Here is a 20,653-nt window from a genome sequence, read left to right on the forward strand (position 1 = left end):
GCGTTTTCGAATTCGGATCGGCGTCCGGCGCTTCGTCTGTGACCAGTGCGGCCGGCCGGCCTTCATCGCATTGCTCTGTCTCCGGCGGAGGGAGTCGGCCAGGGAAACACCCGGACCGGCCGCCGAAACAAATAAATACAATTCGAGATTACGGGAGGCGATCCTAGCGATCACCTAGCGATCAACAATTCCCACACATACATCGAAAGTATTAATGCGATCGCCGCGGCGGTGACTCAAGGCCCAGCATCGGCGCCGCCCGCAGCTCGGCCGACCTCCCGGCTGAACTGGCAGATCCGCTCCGTCTCCCGCGATGGCTGGACGCCGAACACGACGGAAAGGACCTGATGGCAGCGGCGATAGACCCTCAAGGCCTCGGCATGTTCGCCAAGTGCCTGATTGCAAAAGATAAGGCGCTGATAAAGCCGCTCGACGAGATTGTCCTTCTCGATCGCGAATTCATACATGTCGACTGCGCCCCGCCACTTGCCTGCCGCCTCGAGGGTCTGCCCATGGGTCAGCACCAGCCGCAGGAAAAGGCTGTGAAGGCGAAAACGGTAGGAGATCAGCCAGGGCAGATCCAGTTCGCCGGTGAGAAAGCTCCCCTGGTAGAGGGCGATGGCCCGAAGCGCGGCCTGCTCGGATGCGTCCTTGCCGGAAAGTATCATCCCCGCCTGACGCTGGAACGCCCACGCATCGACCCAGCAGGCCTCATGGTTCAGGGTCAGTTTCGTCCCGCCGAGCACGATCGCTTCGTTGCAGCCGAGCAGTTTGCGCAGGCGATGCAGCGTGTTGTCGAACAGCTTGCGCTGGTCGCTGCTCTCGATGTCGGACCACACCGCCCCCATCAGATGGCTCAGATGGACGTCTCGCCCACCCAGTGCGATCAGTGCCTGGAGGAGTTCAAGCGCCTTTCGCGGCGACTTCTTTCCGGTAAACGCGATCGGCACCCCATCCTTGACCAGCGCGAAGCGACCCATGGTGTAGACGCGGACCGGGGCCGCCACGTCCTCTCGGGGAACGGGGTCGTCATCCAAGCACGTGCCCCTCGCCAGGGTGTTGACCGCCGGCCATGGTCGGCAGGCGATTGCCCATCCGTCCGGGGAATGCGTCGGGGATTCGACTCGATAACATGCTTGCTCACCACCACCGTGACACACTGTGTAACACAGTCTAGTCGATAGTCCGCACCGCGCACCAATCCATCGTATCGCCCGGATCGCCCGGCCGGACAAGGGCCGGGGTCACCAAGGCGGAAACGATCGGACAAGATGCCGACCAAGCGCGGGCGCTGGGGTAAATTACCCGTCCCGAAAAGAAGAAGAGCCAGACCATGCCCATCAAAGTAATCGAATCATGCGATTCCGCTTATCGGTACCCGCTCCTGATCAAGCAACTCTTGCTGACCCCGCTGGCCAGCGCGCCCGAGCAGGAAATCACCTACCAGGGCAACGTCCGCTACAGCTACCTCACGTTGCGCGAGCGCATCGGCCGCCTGGCCAACGGCCTTTCTCGCCTGGGCGTCGAGACGGGCTCGACGGTCGCGATGATGGACTGGGACAGTCATCGTTACCTGGAATGCTTTTTTGCGGTGCCAATGATGGGTGCGGTGCTGCAGACGGTGAATGTCCGACTGAGTCCAGATCAGATCCTGTACACGCTGAACCACGCAGGGGCCGAAGTGTTGCTGGTAAACAGCGAATTCTTCCCGATCCTGGCGCAGATCGCCCCGGCGCTGGAGCACGTGCGGCAATTCATCGTCTTCAGCGACGAGGCAACCATGCCCACGCCGCCGGTCGCGGCGGATGCCGAGTATGAACGCCTCCTCGCGGACAGCGACAGCGAATTCGATTTCCCCGATTTCGACGAAAACGCCCAGGCCACGACCTTCTACACCACCGGTACGACCGGCAACCCGAAAGGCGTCTTCTTCAGCCACCGCCAGCTCGTCCTGCACACGCTGGCCTGCGCCGCCGCCCTTGGCGGTTCGCGCGAGCAGGGACGCCTGCATCGCGAGGACGTTTACATGCCGATCACGCCGATGTTCCACGTCCATGCGTGGGGCTTTCCGTACCTGGCAACGATGATGGGGCTCAAGCAGGTCTACCCGGGGCGCTACCAACCCGACCAGCTCTGCCGGCTCGTCGCCGCGGAAAAGGTGACGTTCTCGCACTGCGTCCCGACGATCCTGCACATGATGCTGAGTCATCCGGTCGCGAAGGCCGTGGACTTCACCGGCTGGAAGATCCTCATCGGTGGCGCGGCGATGCCCGAGGCGATGGCGATCTCGGCACAGGAGCGCGGCATCGACCTGTTCACCGGTTATGGCATGTCGGAGACCTGCCCGGTGCTGACCATCGCGCATCTCGACAGCCAGGACCTTGCCGACCCGCCCGAACGACAGGCAGTGACCCGCGCCAAGACCGGCCGGCCGCTACCGCTGGTGGACCTGAAAATCGTCGATCAGGACATGAAGACGCTGCCGCACGACGGCAAGACGACCGGCGAGGTGGTCGTCCGGACGCCTTGGCTGACACAGGGCTACCTGCATGCTCCCGATGCCTCCCAGGCCCTGTGGGAAGGCGGTTATCTGCACACCGCCGACATCGGCAACATCAACGAACGGGGCTTCCTGAAGGTCACCGATCGTATCAAGGACGTGATCAAGACTGCTGGAGAATGGACCTCCTCGCTCCAGCTCGAAGACATCATCGGCAAGCACGAGGCGGTTCACGAAGTCGCGGTGATCGGCGTGCCGGATGAGAAATGGGGCGAGCGCCCGCTCGCGCTGGTGGTACTCAAGCAGGGGTTCGAGGAGAAGCTCACCGAACACGCGCTGCGCAACTTCGCAGCACACGCGATCGAAGCCGCCGGCGTCTCGCGCTACGGCAAACTGCTCCAGGTGAGCTTCGTGAAGACGCTGGTGAAGACCAGTGTGGGCAAGATGAACAAGCGACTCATGCGGGCCGATCCAGAGGCACTCAAGATCTAGTGTTCAGCCCCGGGGCACGCCGGTGGAACGTGAATCGCCGATCGTCAGTGGCGTCCCGCCCTGCCCTGCGCACGCACCGGCACTGCCGGTGATTCCCCGAATGCCTCCGGACCGCCTTGCCGCCACTGCCGTGGCACGTCGCGCCGCGGCAGTGGCAATCCGGGGTTTCAGAGCCAAGTTCCGCCCTGCCGTTCGGTCGGCACCTGGGCGTGCGGGTCGAAATCGTGAATCCAGTCGAGGTGGTGCAGTACCGCATCGGGGCTGGAGAAACGTGCGTTGCGCGCATCCGCGGCCGGGCCGTCGGGCAGGTGCAGCATGTCGGCGGTGGTCACCGACGCATAGGTGACCTTGCGGGTACGACCGCGACGCAGGCGTTCATAGCTTTCGAGCGCCTCGGGGAGCCCGGCTCGCCCGTGCTTGCCGAGGCTTGCGGCGAGCACGACCGCATCCTCGATCGATTGATTGGCCCCCTGGCCATGATGCGGGACCAGCGCGTGCGCGGCATCGCCCAGCAGGGTGACGCGGCCGCGCGTCCAGCGCCCGAGCGGCCAGCGGTAGATCAGCCCCCAACGCGGGCTGGTCGGCACCGCGCTGATCATCTGCACGACGGCGGGATGCCAGTCATGGAAACGGCGCAGCTGCTCGCCCGGCTCGGAAGGTATGACCCAGTCGCGCGACGGCCAGACGGACGGATTGCGCTCCACCAGCAGGAAGTTGTGATCCCCGCGGGTGCCGATCGGGTAATGCAGCAGATGTCCGCCCGGCCCCATCCAGAACTGGATCGCCTCGGGGTCGGGCAGCAGGTCGAGTTTGTCGGCCGGCACGATGCCGCGGAAACCCGAGGTGCCGGAGTAAATGCAGTCGTCGTATCCAAGCAGCAGCTTGCGTACGGTCGAGCGCGCACCATCGGCGCCGATCACCAGGTCGGCAACCGCGCTGCTGCCATCCTCGAACTCGAGTACCACCTCATCGCCTGAGTCCTTCAATTCACGGAGTCGCTTGCCCAGATGGATACGCTCCATGCCGACCGCCTGGGACAGCACCATCTGGAAATCGGCGCGGTGGACACCCCAATAGCAGGCGCCGAAGCGCTCTTCGTAGCTCGGCTCGCCGCCGTGCCGTCCGATCACGCGGCCGTCGCGGCCGTCCCGGTAGATCAGCGTCGGGATCGAGCAGCAGACCTGGTCCATCTTTTCGCGCAGGCCGACGCGCTGGAAAAAATGATTGGCGTTTGCCGAAAGCGCAACCGCCGCGCCGATCTCGCGCAACTCGTTGGCCTGTTCGTAGATATCCACCTCGATACCGTGTTCGCGCAGCGCCAGCGCCAGCGTCAAACCGCCGATGCCGCCACCGACGACAGCTATCTTCCAATCCTGCCTGGCCATGGGATTCCTCCAATTGATGTCTTTGATGTCGTCCGCGGCCATCCACCACCGCGATTCATTCTCTGCCCCGGTATGAAACAGCGCGTCCGGCTGTGACGCCTGCAAGCGCTGGGCTGGCCTGCAGAGTAGGGACAGGACATCCATTACTCAATAGACGAAATGCAATCACTCGCATAACCATTGGTTATGCGGCTTCGTCAAACGTGGAGCGGAAACACTCAGTCTCGGGTTTCGACGGCGGGCAAGGCGCAGCGCACCGCGATCACGTTGCGCAGCCACTGATTGGCCGGATCGCGATGCGCGCGCGCATGCCAGAACGCGTCGATCGAAAGCTTCGGCAGATCGACCGGGTGCCTGGAGTAGGCCAGAGCGAACGGATGGATGTTGGGCTGCACCAGCGCCTCGGGCACCGTCGCGATCAGGTCGGTGCCCTGCAGAAGGCGCTCGAGGCTGGCGTAGTTTGGAACCCGCAGCTTCACTTTCCGCCTGATGCCCTGCTTTTCGATCAGTTCGTCGATCCGGGCGTGCCCGGTACCGACCGCGGAGACGACGGCATGCTGGGCGCCCAGGAAATCCTCGAGACTCATGTCCCGGCCTGCCAACGGGTGCCCGGGACGGAATACGCAGACGTAGCCTTGCCGGAATATCTGGCGGCGAAAGAACCCGGCTTCCAGCCCGTCGATCAGGCCGATCGCCAGGTCGATCGTCCCCGCCTCCATCCCTGCGCGCAGCGCATCGCCATTGCCGCGCACGATCGTGACCGAAACGCCGGGCGCCTCTTCGGCAAGGATGCGCATCAGGCGGGGCAGGATGTAGATCTCGCCGATGTCCGACATACGCAGCGTGAAGTAGCGCTGGCTGGTCGCCGGGTCGAAGCTGAAGCTGTTGCTGAACGCATTGCCGATGGCATCCAGGGCATCGGCAATCGGTCCGGCGAGATGCTGGGCATAGGCCGTTGGCACCATGCCGTTCGGGGTGCGGTAGAACAGCTCGTCGCCCAGCTGCTCGCGCAAGCGCTTCAGCGAGCGGCTGATCGCCGGCTGTGTAACCCCCAGCACTTCCGCCACTTTCGACACGCTCTTCTCTTTCAGCAAGTGATCGAAGACCAGCAGCAGGTTGAGGTCGAAGTCGTTCAGGTCCATGGCAAGCCATTCATTCGTGAACCGGCTCCCGAACAGGAACCGCTCGGAAGCGCGAGCCGCGGAGCGCTTGATAACGGCCGCAACCGGTTGCAATCCACGGCGGCGGAAGCTTTCGGTTGGGGTGTTCCGCGCGAGCACGATATCGCGCCCTGCCCCGTCATCGTACCCGCGCCAACACACGATCCAAAAAGGCACGTTGTGCAAATCGGGCGGCGCCATTCTGGTTGTCAGGTAATCGGCTGGCTCCGATACGTACCGCGGCGACCGGGGCGGGAGGCGACCCATGAGCGAGACCCCGGCCCGGTCAGTGCCTCACCGGACCAGCTTCGAGTCCCGCAGAATGCCGCATCCCTGCACCTGCCCGAGCGGATCGCAGTCCCGACGCAGCGCCAACAACGCCCTCTCCAGCTTCGCCAGACTGCGCCGCTGCTCGCGCACTTTCTCGATGTGCGCGTCGAGCATCGCATCGACCTCACCGCAGTCGGCACCCGGCATTTCGGTCAGCACCAGGAGCCGGCGAATCTCCCCCACGCCGATGCCCAGCGAGCGGCACTGCGCGATGAAGCTCAGCCGCAGGGCGGCATCCGGCCCGTACTGCCGATAATTCGCTGCAGAACGGGACGGCCTCAGCAGCAGGCCCTCCCGCTCGTAGAAGCGAATGGTCGCAACCGACACCTCAGTCCGCTTGGCCAGCTCTCCTATTCGCATGCCGTTGACCCTTAAGCCACTTCAGGGTTTTCAATATAGGCCAATGTGTCCGGCCGGGAGGCCACGATGAGCGAACCCAGTCAGGAACAGCAAGCCGCGCAAGTCGTCGAAGCCGAGCTGCAAGAAGCCATCGCGCACACCAAGTGCCATCGCTGCGGCTGCTTTCAGGACGCGGTGAACGCGCTCGATCAGTCAGCCGCACTGGCCGCACTGTTGCCGGGCCTGTTCGGCGAAGCCAAAGCACGCTTCGAAGCGCGCCGATACGACTGCCTTGGCTGCGAGGTGTGCTGGCCGGCGCTTGCCTCGAATGCCGCCACCGAGATTGATCCCACGCTGGCCGACGCCGGCCACTGCGCCACCGCCGAACCGGTATTGAGGGATGGTTGGCCGCCCTTGCCCGGCGATTACAAGGTCCTGCGCCATCGGGCCCCGGTGGCGGTATGCACGCTCAACGCCGATGACCTGGTCGGCCGGTTGGCCATGGCCGGCCCCGCTGGCATGGCGATTGTCGGCACCATGCGCACCGAAAACCTCGGCATCGAACACCTGATCCGCAACCTCTTGCCCAACCCCAACATCCGCTTCCTGCTTCTCTGCGGAGACGATACCCGCAAGGCCATCGGCCACCTGCCGGGGCAATCCCTCATCAGCCTGATGCGCCACGGCCTCGACGAACATGGCCGCATCCGCGACGCAGCCGGCAAGCGGCCGGTGATCCGGAACGTCGCCCCCGAGCACGTCGAAGCGTTCCGCCGGCGCGTGGGAATCATCGACCTGATCGGCGAAACAAATGTCGAAGCGATCACCGAAGCCATTGCCCAAGCCGCCGCGCGTGACCCGGGACCGGACACCACCTTCCTGCCAGAAGGCCACCACTTCGAAGCCGAACACGCGACCGAAGCAACAAGACTGGTATCCGACCCCGCCGGCTACCTGGTGATCTACCCCGACCGCCAGCGCAGGCAACTGGTGCTGGAGCACTACGACAACACCGGCGTCCTCACCCGCATCCTCCAGGGCGAAACACCCGCCGCGCTTTACGGTACCGTCATCGCCGCCAGATTGATCAGCCGACTCGACCACGCCGCCTATCTGGGACGCGAACTGGCCAGAGCGGAAGCCGCCTTGCGGGACGACACGGAATACACCCAGGATAAAGCCCCGGGTGCAAGCGAGCCCGCAGAGGCAGAGCCCCCGACACCGTCGTGTGGATGTTCCTCGTGTCACTAGGGGGAGGCACATCAAATCCGCATGCAGGATTCAACCAAGGAGCGCTGAAATACGGGGACGGCATTTCCCGCACCCTCGCCGCCCCGCGATATTCCGATCATGATCGACGCATACACACAAGTCTTTGACAGGCGCTCTCCTCCGGAAACGGAGTGACTTCTTGTCGGCCGAAGCTGCCATCCAGTTAGCGACAGCAGAATGGCCGTTTCTGGATGGAAGCGGCCTCTGACGTTAATGAGCGACATGCCCTCACAGCGTTAAATCCAATCAGTACCGAGCATCCTGATTAGGCAGCTTCGCCGGCACCGTAGCCGGGTGAATTCAAGCGCTCTTCCACGTCGTACGTGAAGTCCATCTCCTGCTGAATCGGCTCTTCGTTGGGGTGCTTACTGTTCCAGATCATCTCGTCGATTTTGAGATGCACGGCATCCCCGACCATTTGCTGGCGGCGGTCGGCGAGAGACCACAGCATTTGCGCGCGAGTCGCGTCCTCCATATCGACCCACAGCACCATCTGCCTACCATCGCCCGTTCTTTTGCGCAGGGCATGATTTGCACGATACGACAAGCCCGTCTTGGGATCGACACGGTACTCGGCACGTGCGGCGTCGGCCAATTGGGCTGCGAATAGCTCGCGAGCGGTTTTAGGCTTTGGCAGCGTGGCTCCTTGGCGGATCGCCCAGTCGGCAACTTGGTCCATATCGACCACCTTCTCGCCGGTTTCCTGCTTGTACCGATTGATCAGTGCTTGTAACCGTTGATTCTTGGTCATGCTGCTTCCTTAGCTTAAGCCCACTGGAGCGACATCGCCCCAGCCATCTACTACTGCGCTCGGCAATACGCGATCGCGAATCTTCGTCAGATGAGACCGGAAGAGGTCATACCTGCCCGTCTTAAATTGAATCTGTCCGGCCACGAGGGCCGGGTGCACGCCGAGGACCTTCGCCAGCCCCAGAAAGTCACGTTCAGGGAAGATAGGTGCTTTCCGCTTAATGAAGCTGTCGATACGTGCCTTAGGCGCACAAAACTCAGAAGCGGCCGCGTTAGCCAATCTCTCTTCTTCGTTGATGACATCCCCATTGAGATCAACATCGAGCGAGGGCTCGAGCTTGCCGTGGCCCAACAAAACGTGTTCCAGTTCGTGGCGAAGCACAAACCAAAAGTTGTCCATGCGGTCATACCGCATTGTCATGCCGATCACGGGAGAGTGCTCGTCCAGCCACAGACAAACTCCATCGATCTTGGACGACTTGAGCGCCTCGACAACGACAAATCGGATGCCACATTCTTGCAAGATGCGTGGCACGTGCCGAGCCTCTTCGGGAGCACTGAGCAAGGCCCGAAGCCTGGGGAGCGCAGCTCGTGCATCGGACTCCTGATACTTGGGCACCAGCAGTTCTCTAGCGATCTGTCGAACCCGGTACAGCCAAGCCAGCTGCGCCGCCGACGCGTGTTCGCCTGCGGAGGTTTTCTTAGCCGCATGCGGCGTGCGTGCGATCTGGCTTGGGTTCTGACCGTCGAAAAATGCGCAGAGCGCCTGATCTATGGCATCCAAGTCGCGGATGTTATCGGCCTTGATCCACTGACGCTTGATCAGCTCGGCAACGGGTAGTTCGGCGAACACCTGGGCCCGCTCGGCGCGCACAGGATTGGGGATGGTTACGATGCGCGCTCTAGCCAAATCGAGGTTGCGTTGAAGCTCAAGAAACCTCTCCGCAGGTATGCCAAACACTTCCTCCAAAGAAATCGCCACCTCCGGTGTGACGGCCTTTTTGCTGGAGATCAGCTTACTGATGCCCGTCTCTTCGACTTCAAGCACTGCGGCAAGGATGCGGTTGTTCCAACCGCGTTCGGCGAGCAATGCCTCGATGAGTTGACCAGGCGTGCGGTATTGGGCGTTTTCCATTTGTTTGCGATAGTACATAAACTTGCATCAAATCGCAAACTCATCTGCTGGGAAGCAGATTCCACGATGCCTGCGTGACACGACCAGTCGTTGCATGAGCGCTCCCAATCCAGCGAGTCCGCACCGCTCAGCGGTCATTCGCGAATCGCAGCTTCTCCGTCCGCAACGGCCGAGGTGGTGCCTGTTGCTGACCACATGCGGCTGTGACCTGCCCGGGATATCCAGCCGCGTTGATTTTGGAGCGTCGCTCAGCGTGCTTGGATGGGGACTGGCGTATGGGGAAGAGGCCTATTTGCTCAAACAGCCTTCAGTCGGTCGGTCGCTGTTGACCCGGGTGCAAATCGCGCTCTGAACTGCCTCGAGATAGATCCCTGTTTCCTGGTACATGAATGTGAAGATATCGCTAATCTGTTCCTGCAGGACGGCAACGGACCTGTACTCTTGCTGGGCGCCGGTCTTCGGCAGTTGTGCCGCCAGGGGACGCAGCGCTGCGGCTATTCGTTGCATGCGCACCTCCAACGTGGGATGTGTGGCCGCCCGTCCGGGGTAGTAGATAACGCCAGCATTCTTCGTTAGGACGTCGCAGACGAAGCGCTTGGCATTCGCCTGGACGGCTGGCGCTGGGGCTGGTAGCTCGATAGGAACGAAACTCTTGTGGGGCTTCGGATGGCTGATGAACTCTCGCTCAAGCGAGACCTTGCGCCAGTTGTTCGCAGCAAGATTCAACTGGTCTACTCCCCAGAGCACCGAACCTTGGGCAGAAAACAAGGGCTCGCGATATGGCGGTTCTGGTAGCAACTTCACCAATACCTGGACTGCTAGGCGATCTGCGTCTTCCTCGGCCTTAAGTAAGCCAGGGTCGCAGGAGTCCTTCAGCGTGTCCAACTTCGCTTCCTGGGTCTGTTTGAGATCGATGGGCTCCACCCGGCCGGCGTACTCCCCTGGACGCCGCTGCAATATGTGACCAAGTTCGTGGGCAAGGACATAGAGCAGGGCAGGGTTTGCTCGCCCTGGTCGGTCCCCTTGCTTGGCAAAAATTTGAACGGCCTCTGATGAGCACTTGACCTCCATTGTTCCGGCTACTGCGACGCACCCGCCGCGAACACTGACGGCGTCGAGCTCCTCGCTTTTTACAAATGTAGTTTTCTTGAAAATGCAGCCGTCCTTCCCCACTGAGCTGGCAGAGGCATCGGTGACAACATAGACGGCCAGCGACTCCGCTCCGGACGGCGCCGTCTTCGGATTAGCGACGACGACATTGAATGGGAGCGGCTTGCCAAGTGCCGTATAAGCTTTCATGGCGAGCCGTATGGTCGAGGCGGCAACCTTCCCGCCCTCATCATCGAGTCGGCAAGTCGGCGGTACCTGGGCACTTGCTGATGCGTAAACGGCGGAAAGCAAAAACGCAGCGGGTAGACTCTGGGCCAACGTTGGCATGATCAAAGGCTGCGGCGGTCCACGAGTACTTCGAACGCCATGTGTTTGCCGTTCACCTCCTTGAGCAGCGGCCATTTCCGAAAGGCGTCGTCGATCAGATCCTGCGAGGCTTCTCGAGCCAATTGCACGGCAATCTGGTAACGGTTCCGATTCTCCAGGTGCGGAACCTTCACGGCGCCGCTAGGGGTGGTGGCTTTGTCCTTCGCCATATCGGCGTGGGCTGGAGTGCCCTTGGGACACATCTGAGGGAAGCCCCAGAAGACATAGCCAGACACCAGGCCCTTGCTGATGAGTTCCTTGATTCGGTCCTTCCCGGACTGCTTCCATGGAGACACGACATCGATGTCAGTCGATTTCTTCACCTGTCCGACGCTCAACTCGACGTAGTTGGTGTGCGCATAGAAGTCTTGGACGCCGTGGAGTGCTTGACCAAGAGCGAAGAAGGCATTCAACACCGAAGCCTCGACTGCAGCCTGATCTTTCTCGTCCTGAGCCGCCAGTGCAGCCGTGACGTGGCGATCTACCTCCGCGAGGAGACTGTCGATGTACGCTATGCCATCGTCGAAGTCACAGTTGTCGAAGTGAACCTTCGATTCGAACTGATGGTACGTATCCTGCAAGTACAGCGCCTTACGCAATTCGCCTACATACTTGTTCGAGACGAGACCTTCCAGGACCTCTTTGTGCGTGCTCGTGTCAAACGGTTGGTCGCAATTGCCGCACACGACGATCGGCTTCACTGTTCGTAGGTCAGGAACGTCTTCCGGCGGCTTCGGTGGTTTTTGTGGGCTGACCGGCTGGCCCTGCGCACCATATGAGACGGAGAGCATCATCGCTAGGCTGATGACCAGGGGTTGCAACAGTCGCATGCTTCCTCCCTCCAATGGCGCTCTAAGAAGTATTCATTGCGGGCACCATGATGTCCATAGTCGTGTCGCCAAAGTGGAGAGAAATTCGATGTCCTGTGCCTGGGTTGTGGTTGGAGCGTTGGCTTCGAGCATCTTGGTCACCGACGCCGCCCGAGCGGGCGACCCGGTTGCCGATCGGGGGCTGCTCCATACCCAAGAAGGTCGGCAACTCGCCGAGCGGGCAATTGACCAAGTGGCCAAATTGGTAGCGGATGATGGCCCGAGGCTCGTGCCGTCGTGGAGGGCCCCCGGTGGACAGGCCTCGGAAGCAGTCCCTGTCTATTTGGTAGAGGGTAAGCCAGGCGCCATCGTCACCCCGGCAGCTGTTCCGAGTGGCTGCCGGTGCGTGTTTGTCAGCCCCTCTGTCCTGAAGAAGTGGATTCAGCGCAACTCCGCCGGGCCAGGACGGGTCAGTCTAGATGATGGGAACTTCCTAGTCTTCATTCTGATGCATGAAATGGGGCATCTGAAGAAGGGGACCCCAGGAGCGGCTTTCCATGACGGCGAAATGTCGCAGCTCAACATCGAGCCAAGTAGGGCCAAGGCGGCAGAAGAGGATGCCGACGATTTTGCTGTCGCCGTTCTGAAGCTTCGATCCAAGCAAACCAAGGCGAATGACGTTTCGCTTGCGGCAAACTGGGTCGTGCTTGAGCTGACCAAGCTGAACTGGAACATGCAAGCCTTCCGGACCCTAGATGAGTTTGGTGCCTTTGCCGTTGGGAAGCCCTCGGTGTTCTTCGACAACGGATACACTCACCCCAACCTCGCGTGGCGAATCCTCCGGGTCAACGACCGAATCCAGCAGACCAAGGAAACAAGGTACCTGCTTGAGGCTTACGAGCAGGCAAGGGATCGGGGCGCGAATCTACAGCCCTTATACCAGCGCAAATAGCTGTGGCGCCTTGGCCCTTGGCCTGATTCGCTCGGACGTACTTGAAAGATTGCGTCTATGGAATTCACGTGTCTTAGGGGTTCATGTCATGACAAGTTGGGGTTTTTTTGAATCACCGTTAAGGTCAATCTCCCGAATTGCGGCAGCAGACAAACAAATACCAGTCATCGGCCTTGTTCTGAGCGAATGTCTGTTCCGGCCGAATAGCCGACTACAACTCCGCAACAAAAAGCCCGACGCATTGCGCCGGGCTTCATTACGTTGAGACGGTCATCTTGACCTATACGTACACTCCGTACACTCGTTCTTCATCTGCCGCCAACTTTCGACAGCTTTTATTGCCGAACTCCCATTGATCCGACAACCTTTATTCTTTTCCGACAGCCTTTATTGTCAAAAATCATAATCACATCAGAGCTTGCCCCTCACTCCACCGTCACACTCTTCGCCAGGTTCCGCGGCTTGTCCACATCCGTCCCCTTCACCAGCGCCGCGTGGTACGACAGCAGCTGCAACGGGATGACGTGCAGGACGGGTGAGAGCATGCCGTAGTGCTCCGGCATGTGGAGAATATGCACGCCTTCGCTCTCGGGGATTTCGGAGCCGGCGTCGGCGAAGACGTAGAGTTCGCCGCCTCGCGCGCGGACTTCCTGCAGGTTGGACTTGAGCTTTTCGAGGAGTTCGTCCGCCGGGGCGATGGCGATGACCGGCATTTCCTTGTCGACCAGGGCCAGCGGGCCATGCTTGAGTTCGCCGGCGGCGTAGCTTTCGGCGTGGATGTAGGAGATTTCCTTGAGCTTGAGGGCGCCTTCCATGGCGATCGGCCAATGGCGGCCGCGGCCGAGGAAGAGCGCGTGCTGCTTGCCGGAGAACTTCTGCGCCCATTGCTCGATCTGCGGTTCGAGCTCGAGCACCTTGGCGACGGCAACCGGCAGGTGGCGCAGCGCGGTGAGGTAGCGTGTCTCGTCTTCCGCGCTCAGGCGGCCGTGCTGCTTGGCCAGCGCCAGGGTCAGCAGCGCGAGTGCGGCGAGCTGGGTGGTGAAGGCCTTGGTGGAGGCGACGCCGATCTCGGGGCCGGCGCGGGTGATGAAGCGCAGCGCGGCTTCGCGCACGATGGCGGACTCCGGCACGTTGCAGATCGCGAGGGTCTTGCTCATGCCGAGGCTCTTGGCGTGCTTGAGCGCGGCGAGGGTGTCGGCGGTCTCGCCGGACTGGGAGATGACCACCACCAGGGTCTCGGGGTCGGGCACGGACTCGCGGTAGCGGTACTCGCTGGCGATCTCGACGGTGCAGGGAATCTTCGCGATCGATTCGATCCAGTAGCGGGCAACCAGCGCGGAGTGGTAGCTGGTGCCGCAGGCGAGGACGAGCACACGACGCGTGGCGGCGAGGGATTCGGTGGCGCTCACGCCGAAGATCTGTGCGCTGATCGAGCCGCCACCGGCGATCATTTCAAGCGTGTTGGCGAGCGCCTGGGGTTGTTCGAAGATTTCCTTCTGCATGTAGTGCCGGTACTTGCCGAGCTCGACCGCATCGGCGGACAGCGAGGACAGATGCACTTCGCGCTCGACCGGCGTGCCGTCAGCAAGGACCACCTTGTAGCCGTCGAGGCGCAGTTCGGCGAGGTCGCCATCCTCGAGGTACACCACCTTGCGGGTCACCTGCAGCAGCGCGGCGGTGTCCGAGGCCGCGTACATGCCGTCCTCGCCCACACCCAGCAGCAGCGGGGAGCCACGACGCGCGACGATGGCGCGGAAGGGGTCGGCCTCGGTGACCACGCCGATGGCGTAGGCGCCGAGCAGCTCGTTGGTGGTGAGCCGCACCGCTTCGAAAAGATCGACGCCGGACTGGAGCTTGTGGTGGAGCAGATGGGCGATGGCCTCGGTATCGGTGTCCGACTCGAAAACGTAGCCCTTGGCCTGAAGATCGGCCTTGATGGTTTCGAAGTTCTCGATGATGCCGTTGTGCACCACCGCGAGCCCTGCCGAGACATGCGGGTGCGCATTGCGCTCGGAAGGCACACCGTGCGTGGCCCAGCGGGTGTGGGCGATGCCGATGTTGGCCTGCAGCTGCCGGTTGTCGGCCAGCGAGGCAAGCTCCGCAACCCGTCCGGCAGAGCGCAGGCGGACCATTTCACCGTTGTGGAGTACCGCTAGACCGGCCGAGTCGTAGCCACGATATTCGAGCTTGCGCAGCCCTTCGAGCAGTACCGGGACGATGTTGCGGGTTGCGATTGCAGTGACGATGCCACACATGGGAAGCCTCGGAATTCTATGGTTCGGTTCGTAGGATCGGACGGCCGGTCAGGCCTCGCCAGGCTTTTGCTTGACGGGGCGTTTCCAGCCCGGGATCGAGATCTGTTTCGCCCGCGAGACGGTGAGCTGCCCGGCCGGCGCATCCTTGGACAGCGTGGTGCCGGCCCCGAGCGTGGCGCCACGCCCGACCGTGACCGGCGCGACCAGTTGCGTATCGGATCCGATGAATACGTCATCTTCGATGACCGTACGGAACTTGTTGGCGCCGTCGTAGTTGCAGGTGATGGTGCCCGCACCGATGTTCACCCGCTGGCCCACGTCGGCATCGCCCACATAGGCCAGATGGTTGGCCTTGGAGTGCGCTTCGATGCGGCTGTTCTTGACCTCGACGAAGTTGCCCAGGTGCACGTCGTCCGCGAGCACCGTGCCCGGACGGGTGCGTGCATAGGGGCCGATCACGCAGACTTCGCCCATCTCGGTATCCTCGATGTGCGAGAAGGGCGCGATGCGGCTGCCTGCGCCGATCCGCGCGTTGCGGATCACGCAGTTGGCGCCGATCCGCACACCGTCGGCGAGCGTCACGCGGCCCTCGAAAACACAGTTGACGTCGATCTCCACGTCGCGCCCGCAGACGAGTTCGCCGCGCACGTCGATGCGTGCGGGATCGATGAGCGTGGCGCCCTCTTCCATGAGTCGCTGCGCGATCGCGCGCTGGTGGCTGCGCTCGAGTTCGGCGAGTTGCGCCTTGTTGTTCACGCCAAGGGTTTCGGCAAGGTGGTCCGGCTGTTCGGTGACGACCTCGATCCCGCCATCGACGGCCATGCCGATGATGTCGGTGAGGTAGTACTCGCCCTGGGCATTGTCGTTGGTAAGGCGCCCCAGCCAGTCGCGCAGCAGCGCCACCGGTGCCACGAGCACGCCGGTATTGACTTCGCGCACCCGGCGTTCGTCGCCGCTGGCGTCCTTCTCCTCGACGATGCGCCTAACCCGCCCCGCTTCGTCGCGAATGATCCTGCCATAGCCGGTGGGTTCATCCAGATTCACGGTCAGCAGCGCGACGCGCTCGCGGCCGGCGGCCTGTTCGAGCCGTCGCAGCGTGCGCACGCCGATCAGCGGCACGTCGCCGTACAGCACCAGCGCCATTTCCGCGTCATTCAGGTGCGGCAGGGCCTGCATGACCGCATGGCCGGTGCCCAGCTGCGGCTCCTGACGGGCCCAGGCGAGATCGGGGGCATCGAGCCGCTCGCGCACCAACTCGCCGCCGTGACCGTAGACCACGCAGATCTTGCGCACCTCGACCGCCCGGACGGTATCGAGCACATGGGCGAGCATCGGCTTGCCGGCAATCGGCTGCAACACTTTCGGCAATACCGAGCGCATGCGCTTGCCCTGACCGGCAGCGAGGACGACAACTTCCATGGAGAACCCTTGGGAGGCAACTGAATGCGGCGGATTTTAGCATGCGCTCCGGAGCGCTCATGCGATGCAGTTGGCACTCCCGGGCAGGTCGCGGGCGATTCCACGACGGCATTTTGTGCGTTGCGGACAAATTTTGACTTTTGTCTAAGTTTCTTCATGGTAATGCCGATAATATAGATATGTTGCAACGCAAAAAAGAGAGTCACAACATGCATACCCCAGCCGCACATTTCATTGAGAACAAGACCTTCGACGAGATTCAGGTCGGTGATCACGCTCAGCTCGTGCGCACCCTGCGCCCCGGCGACATCCATCTGTTCGCGCTCATGTCGGGTGATGTGAACCCGACCCATGTCGACCCCGAATTCGCCCGCTCCGGACAGTTCCGCGAGGTGGTCGGCCACAGCATGTGGGGCAGCACCCTGATTTCCTCGATCCTGGGTACCGAGTTTCCCGGCCCCGGCACGGTGTACGTTTCGCAGGGGCTGAGCTTCTGGCGACCGGTCGGCGTGGGCGACACGCTGACGGTGACGGTGACCTGCCGCCAGAAGTTCGAGCACAACCACCATCTGTTGCTCGATTGCCTGTGCATCAACCAGGACGGCCTGAAGGTGATCGACGGCACCGCCGAGGTGCAGGCCCCCACCGAAAAGATCAAGCGCCCACGGGTCGACTTGCCCGAAGCAGTGTTCTCGGACCGCGAGCTGCGCTACCGCCACCTGCTTTCGATTGCCGACGGTCTCGCGCCGGTCCAGATCGCCGTGGCGCACCCTTGCGATGCTGAGTCGCTGCGCGGCCCGCTGCAGGCCCGCGAGGCCGGCCTGGTCGATCCCATCCTGGTCGGGCCGGAAGATCGCATCCGCGCCGTAGCCGAGGAAGAGGAACTGGACCTGAACGGGGTGCGGATCGTGAACACGATTCACAGCGTCCAGTCGGCGGAGTTTGCGGTGGCCATGGCCCGCAGCCTCGAGGTCGAGGCGCTCATGAAAGGCTCGCTGCATACCGACGAACTCATGAGCGCAGTCGTCTCGAAGGAGCGTGGCCTGCGCACCGCTCGACGCCTGAGCCACGTGTTCCTGGCGGATGTGCCCACCTATCCGCATCCGCTGCTGATCACCGATGCGGCGATCAACATCGAGCCAACGCTTGACGACAAGGTCCATATCATCCAGAACGCGATCGACCTCGCGCACATGCTCGGACTCAAGGAGCCCAAGGTCGCGATCCTTTCCGCTGTCGAGACGGTCACCTCCAAGATCCGTTCGACGATCGAAGCCGCGGCGCTGTGCAAGATGGCCGACCGCGGACAGATCAAGGGCGGCCTGCTCGATGGCCCGCTGGCCTTTGACAACGCCATCTCCATCGTCGCGGCCAAGACCAAGGGCATTCGCTCCGCAGTCGCGGGCAATGCCGACATCCTTGTGGTTCCCGACCTCGAGTCCGGGAACATGGTCGCCAAGCAGCTCGAGTACCTTGCCGATGCGCTGATGGCCGGTGTGGTACTCGGCGCGCGCGTGCCGATCGTGCTCACCAGCCGCGCCGATACCGCCGAAACGCGAACCGCATCGTGCGCGATCGCCCAAGTGATGGCCCACAAGCGCCGCGAGGAGATCCGTCCATGAAAGCCATTCTCGTGCTCAACGCCGGTTCGAGCAGCCTCAAGTTCGCGCTCTTCCCGATCAACGGCACGCTGTCGGGCGAGCCGGCCCTGTCGGGACAGGTCGAAGGCATCGGCGCCGGACCCCGCCTCCTCGCCAAGGATGCGAGCGGAAAGCGTTACAACGAGCCTGTTTCGGTCGTCAATTCCGACGACCAGCAGGCCCAGCACCGCGCCTCGCTCGCGCATCTGTTCGGCTGGCTGCAGGGCCACAACCCCGATCTCGAGATCATGGCGGCCGGCCATCGGGTGGTACACGGCGGCGATCTCTATAGCGCACCAGTGCGGGTGGACGACGCCATCCTGGCGCAGCTCGACGAGTTTCTGCCGCTCGCGCCGCTGCATCAGCCACACAACCTGCGGGCGATCCGCGCGGTCGCGAGCCTGATGCCGGACGTGCCGCAGGTGGCCTGCTTCGACACCGCCTTTCACCGTACCCAGCCACCGCTCGCCCAGATGTTCGCGCTGCCGCGCGCCTTGTCTGCGGAAGGGATCAAGCGCTACGGCTTCCACGGGCTGTCCTACGAATACGTGAACCGCCGCCTGCCGGCGCTGCTCGGCGAGAAGGCCTCCGGCGGGATCGTCGTGGCCCATCTTGGTAACGGATCGTCGATGTGTGCGCTTCGCAACGGCCAGAGCGTCGCCTCATCAATGGGCTTTACCGCGGTCGACGGCCTGATGATGGGTACCCGCACCGGCAATCTCGACCCGGGCGTGCTGCTCTATCTGATGGAGCAAAAGGGCATGGATGCCAAGGCGCTCACCAACCTGCTGTACAAGCAATCCGGCCTGCTCGGCGTATCCGGAATCTCACAGGACATGCGCGAACTGCTCGGCAGCGATGCCCCTGAGGCGCATGAAGCGGTCGAGCTTTACTGCTACCGGGCGGCCCGCGAGATCGGCTCGCTGGCGGCAGCGGCCGGCGGCATCGAGGCCTTGGTGTTTACCGGCGGGATCGGCGAGCACGCTGCCTCGGTGCGGGCGCGCATCGTCGAACAATGCGCGTGGCTTGGTGCCAGCCTGGATGCGTCGGCGAACGAGCGTCACGACACCATCGTGTCGCGCCCCGAAAGCAGGCTGACCGTGCTCACCGTGGCGACCAACGAAGAGTGGATGATCGCGGAACACACCAGCGAAATCGTCGGACTCTGAATCCCCGTGCTGCCCGCTGCCCGCACCGGGCAGCACATGGAATGACAAGAGGGGTGGTCTTTCGACCACCCCTCTTCGTTACCGCCAGCGCGCGATGAATGCTCAGCGCGGCAGGACGGTGCTTCCCATCAGGAACTGATCAACCTCACGGGCACACTGGCGACCTTCGCGAATGGCCCACACCACCAGCGACTGGCCCCGGCGAACGTCTCCGGCGGCAAAGACCTTGGGCTGGTTGGTCGAATAGCAGCCGTCACCATCGGTGGTCGCCTTGGCATTTCCGCGCGGGTCCTTCTCGACGCTGAATGCCTCGAGCAGCGAGGCCGCCGGGTTGGTGAACCCCATGGCGAGGAAGACGCGATCGGCGGGGTAGGTTTCCTCGCTGCCCGGCACTTCGCCCATCTTGCCGTCCTTCCATTCGAGGCGAACCGTGGTGAGCGCCTTGAGCTTGCCGTTCTCGCCAACGAACTCCTTGGTACCAATCGCGAACTCGCGCCGTGTATCACCCTCGCGGTGCGAGGACGAGGTGCGCATCTTGATCGGCCAGTACGGCCACACCAGCGGCTTGTCTTCCTGCTCGGGCGGCTGCGGCATGAGCTCGAACTGGGTCACCGACTTCGCACCGTGCCGGTAGCTGGTACCGACACAGTCGGAACCAGTATCGCCACCGCCGATCACGATCACGTCGCAGTCCTTGGCCGAGATCTCGTTGCTGCCGTCGCCGGCCACCGACTTGTTCTGCGGGATCAGGAATTCCAGCGCGAAATGCACGCCGGCCAGATCGCGCCCCGGCACCGGCAGGTCGCGCGGCACTTCCGAACCCGCGGCGAGGATCACCGCATCGAAGTCCTTGATCAGCTGTTCGGGGCTGATCCGCTCTGCCGAGTAGTTCTTGACGCCGCGCGGCACGTCCGTGTTGCCGATGTAGACACCGGCACGGAACTCCACCCCTTCGGCCTCCATCTGCTCCATGCGCCGGTCGATCAGGGACTTCTCCATCTTGAAGTCGGGAATGCCGTAACGCAGCAGGCCCCCGATACGGTCGTTCTTCTCGAAGACGACGACCCGGTGGCCCGCACGGGCGAGTTGCTGCGCCGCCGCCAGGCCCGCGGGCCCGGAACCGACGATGGCGACATCCTTGCCGGTCTTGACTGCAGGCACCTGCGGCTTGACCCAACCTTCGGACCAAGCCTTGTCGATGATCGCGCGCTCGATCGATTTGATGCCGACGGCGTCATCGTTGATGTTGAGCGTGCACGCGGCTTCGCACGGCGCCGGACAGATACGGCCGGTGAACTCCGGGAAGTTGTTGGTCGAATGCAGCACCTCGATGGCCTGCTGCCATTCGCCACGGTAAACCAGATCATTCCAGTCCGGGATGATGTTGTTTACCGGACAGCCGTTGTTGCAGAACGGAATGCCGCAGTCCATGCAGCGTGCGCCCTGCACCGAAGCATCGTCGTCCGACAGGGCGAGGACAAACTCCTTGTAGTGCTTGAGCCGCTCGTCGACCGGCGCATAGGGCTCGGGACGACGCTCAAATTCCTTGAATCCGGTGGGCTTCCCCATG

General features: G+C 62.6%; 16 protein-coding genes. 5 read left to right on the forward strand and 11 right to left on the reverse strand.

Annotated features, from left to right (window positions below; translation table 11 throughout):
• Positions 1 to 236 precede the first annotated feature (236 nt).
• Positions 237 to 1,037, reverse strand: coding sequence for an AfsR/SARP family transcriptional regulator (locus GQB03_RS12845; RefSeq protein WP_159689829.1), 801 nt, complete (start codon positions 1,035 to 1,037; stop codon positions 237 to 239).
• A 296-nt stretch (positions 1,038 to 1,333) separates the two neighbouring features.
• On the opposite strand from GQB03_RS12845, the gene GQB03_RS12850 reads away from it, so the two are divergent.
• On the forward strand, positions 1,334 to 2,992 hold the full coding sequence (locus GQB03_RS12850) for a fatty acid--CoA ligase (protein WP_159689832.1): 1,659 nt from the start codon (positions 1,334 to 1,336) through the stop codon (positions 2,990 to 2,992).
• Between the two features lie 167 nt (positions 2,993 to 3,159).
• On the opposite strand, the gene GQB03_RS12855 is transcribed toward GQB03_RS12850, so the two are convergent.
• The 3 genes from GQB03_RS12855 to GQB03_RS12865 all read right to left on the reverse strand — a co-directional run bounded on the left by GQB03_RS12855 (position 3,160) and on the right by GQB03_RS12865 (position 6,227).
• Positions 3,160 to 4,377, reverse strand: a complete 1,218-nt coding sequence (locus tag GQB03_RS12855) for an FAD-dependent monooxygenase (protein WP_159689835.1) — start codon at positions 4,375 to 4,377, stop codon at positions 3,160 to 3,162.
• 218 nt (positions 4,378 to 4,595) lie between these two features.
• A complete protein-coding gene (locus tag GQB03_RS12860; RefSeq protein WP_235027052.1) occupies positions 4,596 to 5,738 on the reverse strand; it encodes a LysR family transcriptional regulator in 1,143 nt (380 codons plus the stop codon).
• 93 nt (positions 5,739 to 5,831) lie between these two features.
• The gene (locus GQB03_RS12865) at positions 5,832 to 6,227 is read right to left on the reverse strand and encodes a MerR family transcriptional regulator (RefSeq protein WP_159689838.1); all 396 of its coding nucleotides are present in this window, start codon (positions 6,225 to 6,227) and stop codon (positions 5,832 to 5,834) included.
• 66 nt (positions 6,228 to 6,293) lie between these two features.
• On the opposite strand from GQB03_RS12865, the gene GQB03_RS12870 reads away from it, so the two are divergent.
• Complete coding sequence (locus GQB03_RS12870; RefSeq protein ID WP_159689841.1) at positions 6,294 to 7,457, forward strand: DUF4346 domain-containing protein; 1,164 nt, start codon at positions 6,294 to 6,296, stop codon at positions 7,455 to 7,457.
• A gap of 286 nt (positions 7,458 to 7,743) precedes the next feature.
• Here the strand turns inward: GQB03_RS12870 and GQB03_RS12875 are convergent, their stop codons facing one another.
• The 4 genes from GQB03_RS12875 to GQB03_RS12890 form a co-directional block, all read right to left on the reverse strand.
• Entirely contained in the window at positions 7,744 to 8,229 is a 486-nt protein-coding gene (locus GQB03_RS12875; RefSeq protein ID WP_159689844.1) for a hypothetical protein, read from the reverse strand.
• A gap of 9 nt (positions 8,230 to 8,238) precedes the next feature.
• A complete protein-coding gene (locus tag GQB03_RS12880; protein WP_200832216.1) occupies positions 8,239 to 9,381 on the reverse strand; it encodes an ImmA/IrrE family metallo-endopeptidase in 1,143 nt (380 codons plus the stop codon).
• A gap of 270 nt (positions 9,382 to 9,651) precedes the next feature.
• Entirely contained in the window at positions 9,652 to 10,800 is a 1,149-nt protein-coding gene (locus GQB03_RS12885; RefSeq protein WP_159689847.1) for a hypothetical protein, read from the reverse strand.
• Positions 10,801 to 10,802: 2 nt separating this feature from the next.
• Positions 10,803 to 11,669: an HET-C-related protein gene (locus GQB03_RS12890; RefSeq protein ID WP_159689849.1), complete on the reverse strand. Its 867-nt coding sequence runs from the start codon at positions 11,667 to 11,669 to the stop codon at positions 10,803 to 10,805.
• Between the two features lie 88 nt (positions 11,670 to 11,757).
• Between GQB03_RS12890 and GQB03_RS12895 the strand changes: the two genes are divergently transcribed.
• Positions 11,758 to 12,600 carry a hypothetical protein gene (locus tag GQB03_RS12895; protein ID WP_159689852.1) on the forward strand — a complete coding sequence of 281 codons (843 nt, stop codon included), beginning with the start codon at positions 11,758 to 11,760 and terminating at the stop codon, positions 12,598 to 12,600.
• 425 nt (positions 12,601 to 13,025) lie between these two features.
• Here GQB03_RS12895 and glmS read toward each other — a convergent pair whose 3' ends face one another.
• Positions 13,026 to 14,855, reverse strand: coding sequence for a glutamine--fructose-6-phosphate transaminase (isomerizing) (glmS, locus tag GQB03_RS12900; RefSeq protein WP_159689855.1), 1,830 nt, complete (start codon positions 14,853 to 14,855; stop codon positions 13,026 to 13,028).
• A 48-nt stretch (positions 14,856 to 14,903) separates the two neighbouring features.
• Complete coding sequence (gene glmU / locus GQB03_RS12905) at positions 14,904 to 16,274, reverse strand: bifunctional UDP-N-acetylglucosamine diphosphorylase/glucosamine-1-phosphate N-acetyltransferase GlmU (RefSeq protein WP_159689858.1); 1,371 nt, start codon at positions 16,272 to 16,274, stop codon at positions 14,904 to 14,906.
• A gap of 209 nt (positions 16,275 to 16,483) precedes the next feature.
• Here glmU and GQB03_RS12910 point away from each other — a divergent pair, with 209 nt between their 5' ends.
• Together GQB03_RS12910 and GQB03_RS12915 are read left to right on the forward strand one after the other, a co-directional pair.
• Positions 16,484 to 17,896, forward strand: coding sequence for a bifunctional enoyl-CoA hydratase/phosphate acetyltransferase (locus tag GQB03_RS12910; RefSeq protein ID WP_159689861.1), 1,413 nt, complete (start codon positions 16,484 to 16,486; stop codon positions 17,894 to 17,896).
• Positions 17,893 to 19,083, forward strand: a complete 1,191-nt coding sequence (locus GQB03_RS12915) for an acetate/propionate family kinase (RefSeq protein WP_159689863.1) — start codon at positions 17,893 to 17,895, stop codon at positions 19,081 to 19,083. The genes GQB03_RS12910 and GQB03_RS12915 overlap by 4 nt, the downstream gene beginning before the upstream one ends.
• Before the next feature lie 102 nt (positions 19,084 to 19,185).
• Here the strand turns inward: GQB03_RS12915 and GQB03_RS12920 are convergent, their stop codons facing one another.
• Complete coding sequence (locus tag GQB03_RS12920) at positions 19,186 to 20,652, reverse strand: glutamate synthase subunit beta (protein ID WP_159689866.1); 1,467 nt, start codon at positions 20,650 to 20,652, stop codon at positions 19,186 to 19,188.
• Position 20,653 lies beyond the last annotated feature (1 nt).

Origin of the sequence: Cognatazoarcus halotolerans, from assembly GCF_009800965.1 — a bacterium.
In the GTDB taxonomy this organism is placed as follows: domain Bacteria; phylum Pseudomonadota; class Gammaproteobacteria; order Burkholderiales; family Rhodocyclaceae; genus Cognatazoarcus; species Cognatazoarcus halotolerans.

Bases quoted from the DNA above. Each gene is read 5' to 3' on its own strand.
- GQB03_RS12875 (WP_159689844.1), bottom strand. From the start codon at position 8,229: ATGACCAAGAATCAACGGTTACAAGCACTGATCAATCGGTACAAGCAG.
- glmU (WP_159689858.1), bottom strand. From the start codon at position 16,274: ATGGAAGTTGTCGTCCTCGCTGCCGGTCAGGGCAAGCGCATGCGCTCG.
- GQB03_RS12865 (WP_159689838.1), bottom strand. From the start codon at position 6,227: ATGCGAATAGGAGAGCTGGCCAAGCGGACTGAGGTGTCGGTTGCGACC.
- GQB03_RS12880 (WP_200832216.1), bottom strand. From the start codon at position 9,381: ATGTACTATCGCAAACAAATGGAAAACGCCCAATACCGCACGCCTGGT.
- GQB03_RS12910 (WP_159689861.1), top strand. From the start codon at position 16,484: ATGCATACCCCAGCCGCACATTTCATTGAGAACAAGACCTTCGACGAG.
- GQB03_RS12885 (WP_159689847.1), bottom strand. From the start codon at position 10,800: ATGCCAACGTTGGCCCAGAGTCTACCCGCTGCGTTTTTGCTTTCCGCC.
- GQB03_RS12890 (WP_159689849.1), bottom strand. From the start codon at position 11,669: ATGCGACTGTTGCAACCCCTGGTCATCAGCCTAGCGATGATGCTCTCC.
- GQB03_RS12895 (WP_159689852.1), top strand. From the start codon at position 11,758: ATGTCCTGTGCCTGGGTTGTGGTTGGAGCGTTGGCTTCGAGCATCTTG.
- GQB03_RS12915 (WP_159689863.1), top strand. From the start codon at position 17,893: ATGAAAGCCATTCTCGTGCTCAACGCCGGTTCGAGCAGCCTCAAGTTC.
- GQB03_RS12860 (WP_235027052.1), bottom strand. From the start codon at position 5,738: ATGGCGCCGCCCGATTTGCACAACGTGCCTTTTTGGATCGTGTGTTGG.
- GQB03_RS12920 (WP_159689866.1), bottom strand. From the start codon at position 20,652: ATGGGGAAGCCCACCGGATTCAAGGAATTTGAGCGTCGTCCCGAGCCC.
- glmS (WP_159689855.1), bottom strand. From the start codon at position 14,855: ATGTGTGGCATCGTCACTGCAATCGCAACCCGCAACATCGTCCCGGTA.
- GQB03_RS12850 (WP_159689832.1), top strand. From the start codon at position 1,334: ATGCCCATCAAAGTAATCGAATCATGCGATTCCGCTTATCGGTACCCG.
- GQB03_RS12855 (WP_159689835.1), bottom strand. From the start codon at position 4,377: ATGGCCAGGCAGGATTGGAAGATAGCTGTCGTCGGTGGCGGCATCGGC.
- GQB03_RS12870 (WP_159689841.1), top strand. From the start codon at position 6,294: ATGAGCGAACCCAGTCAGGAACAGCAAGCCGCGCAAGTCGTCGAAGCC.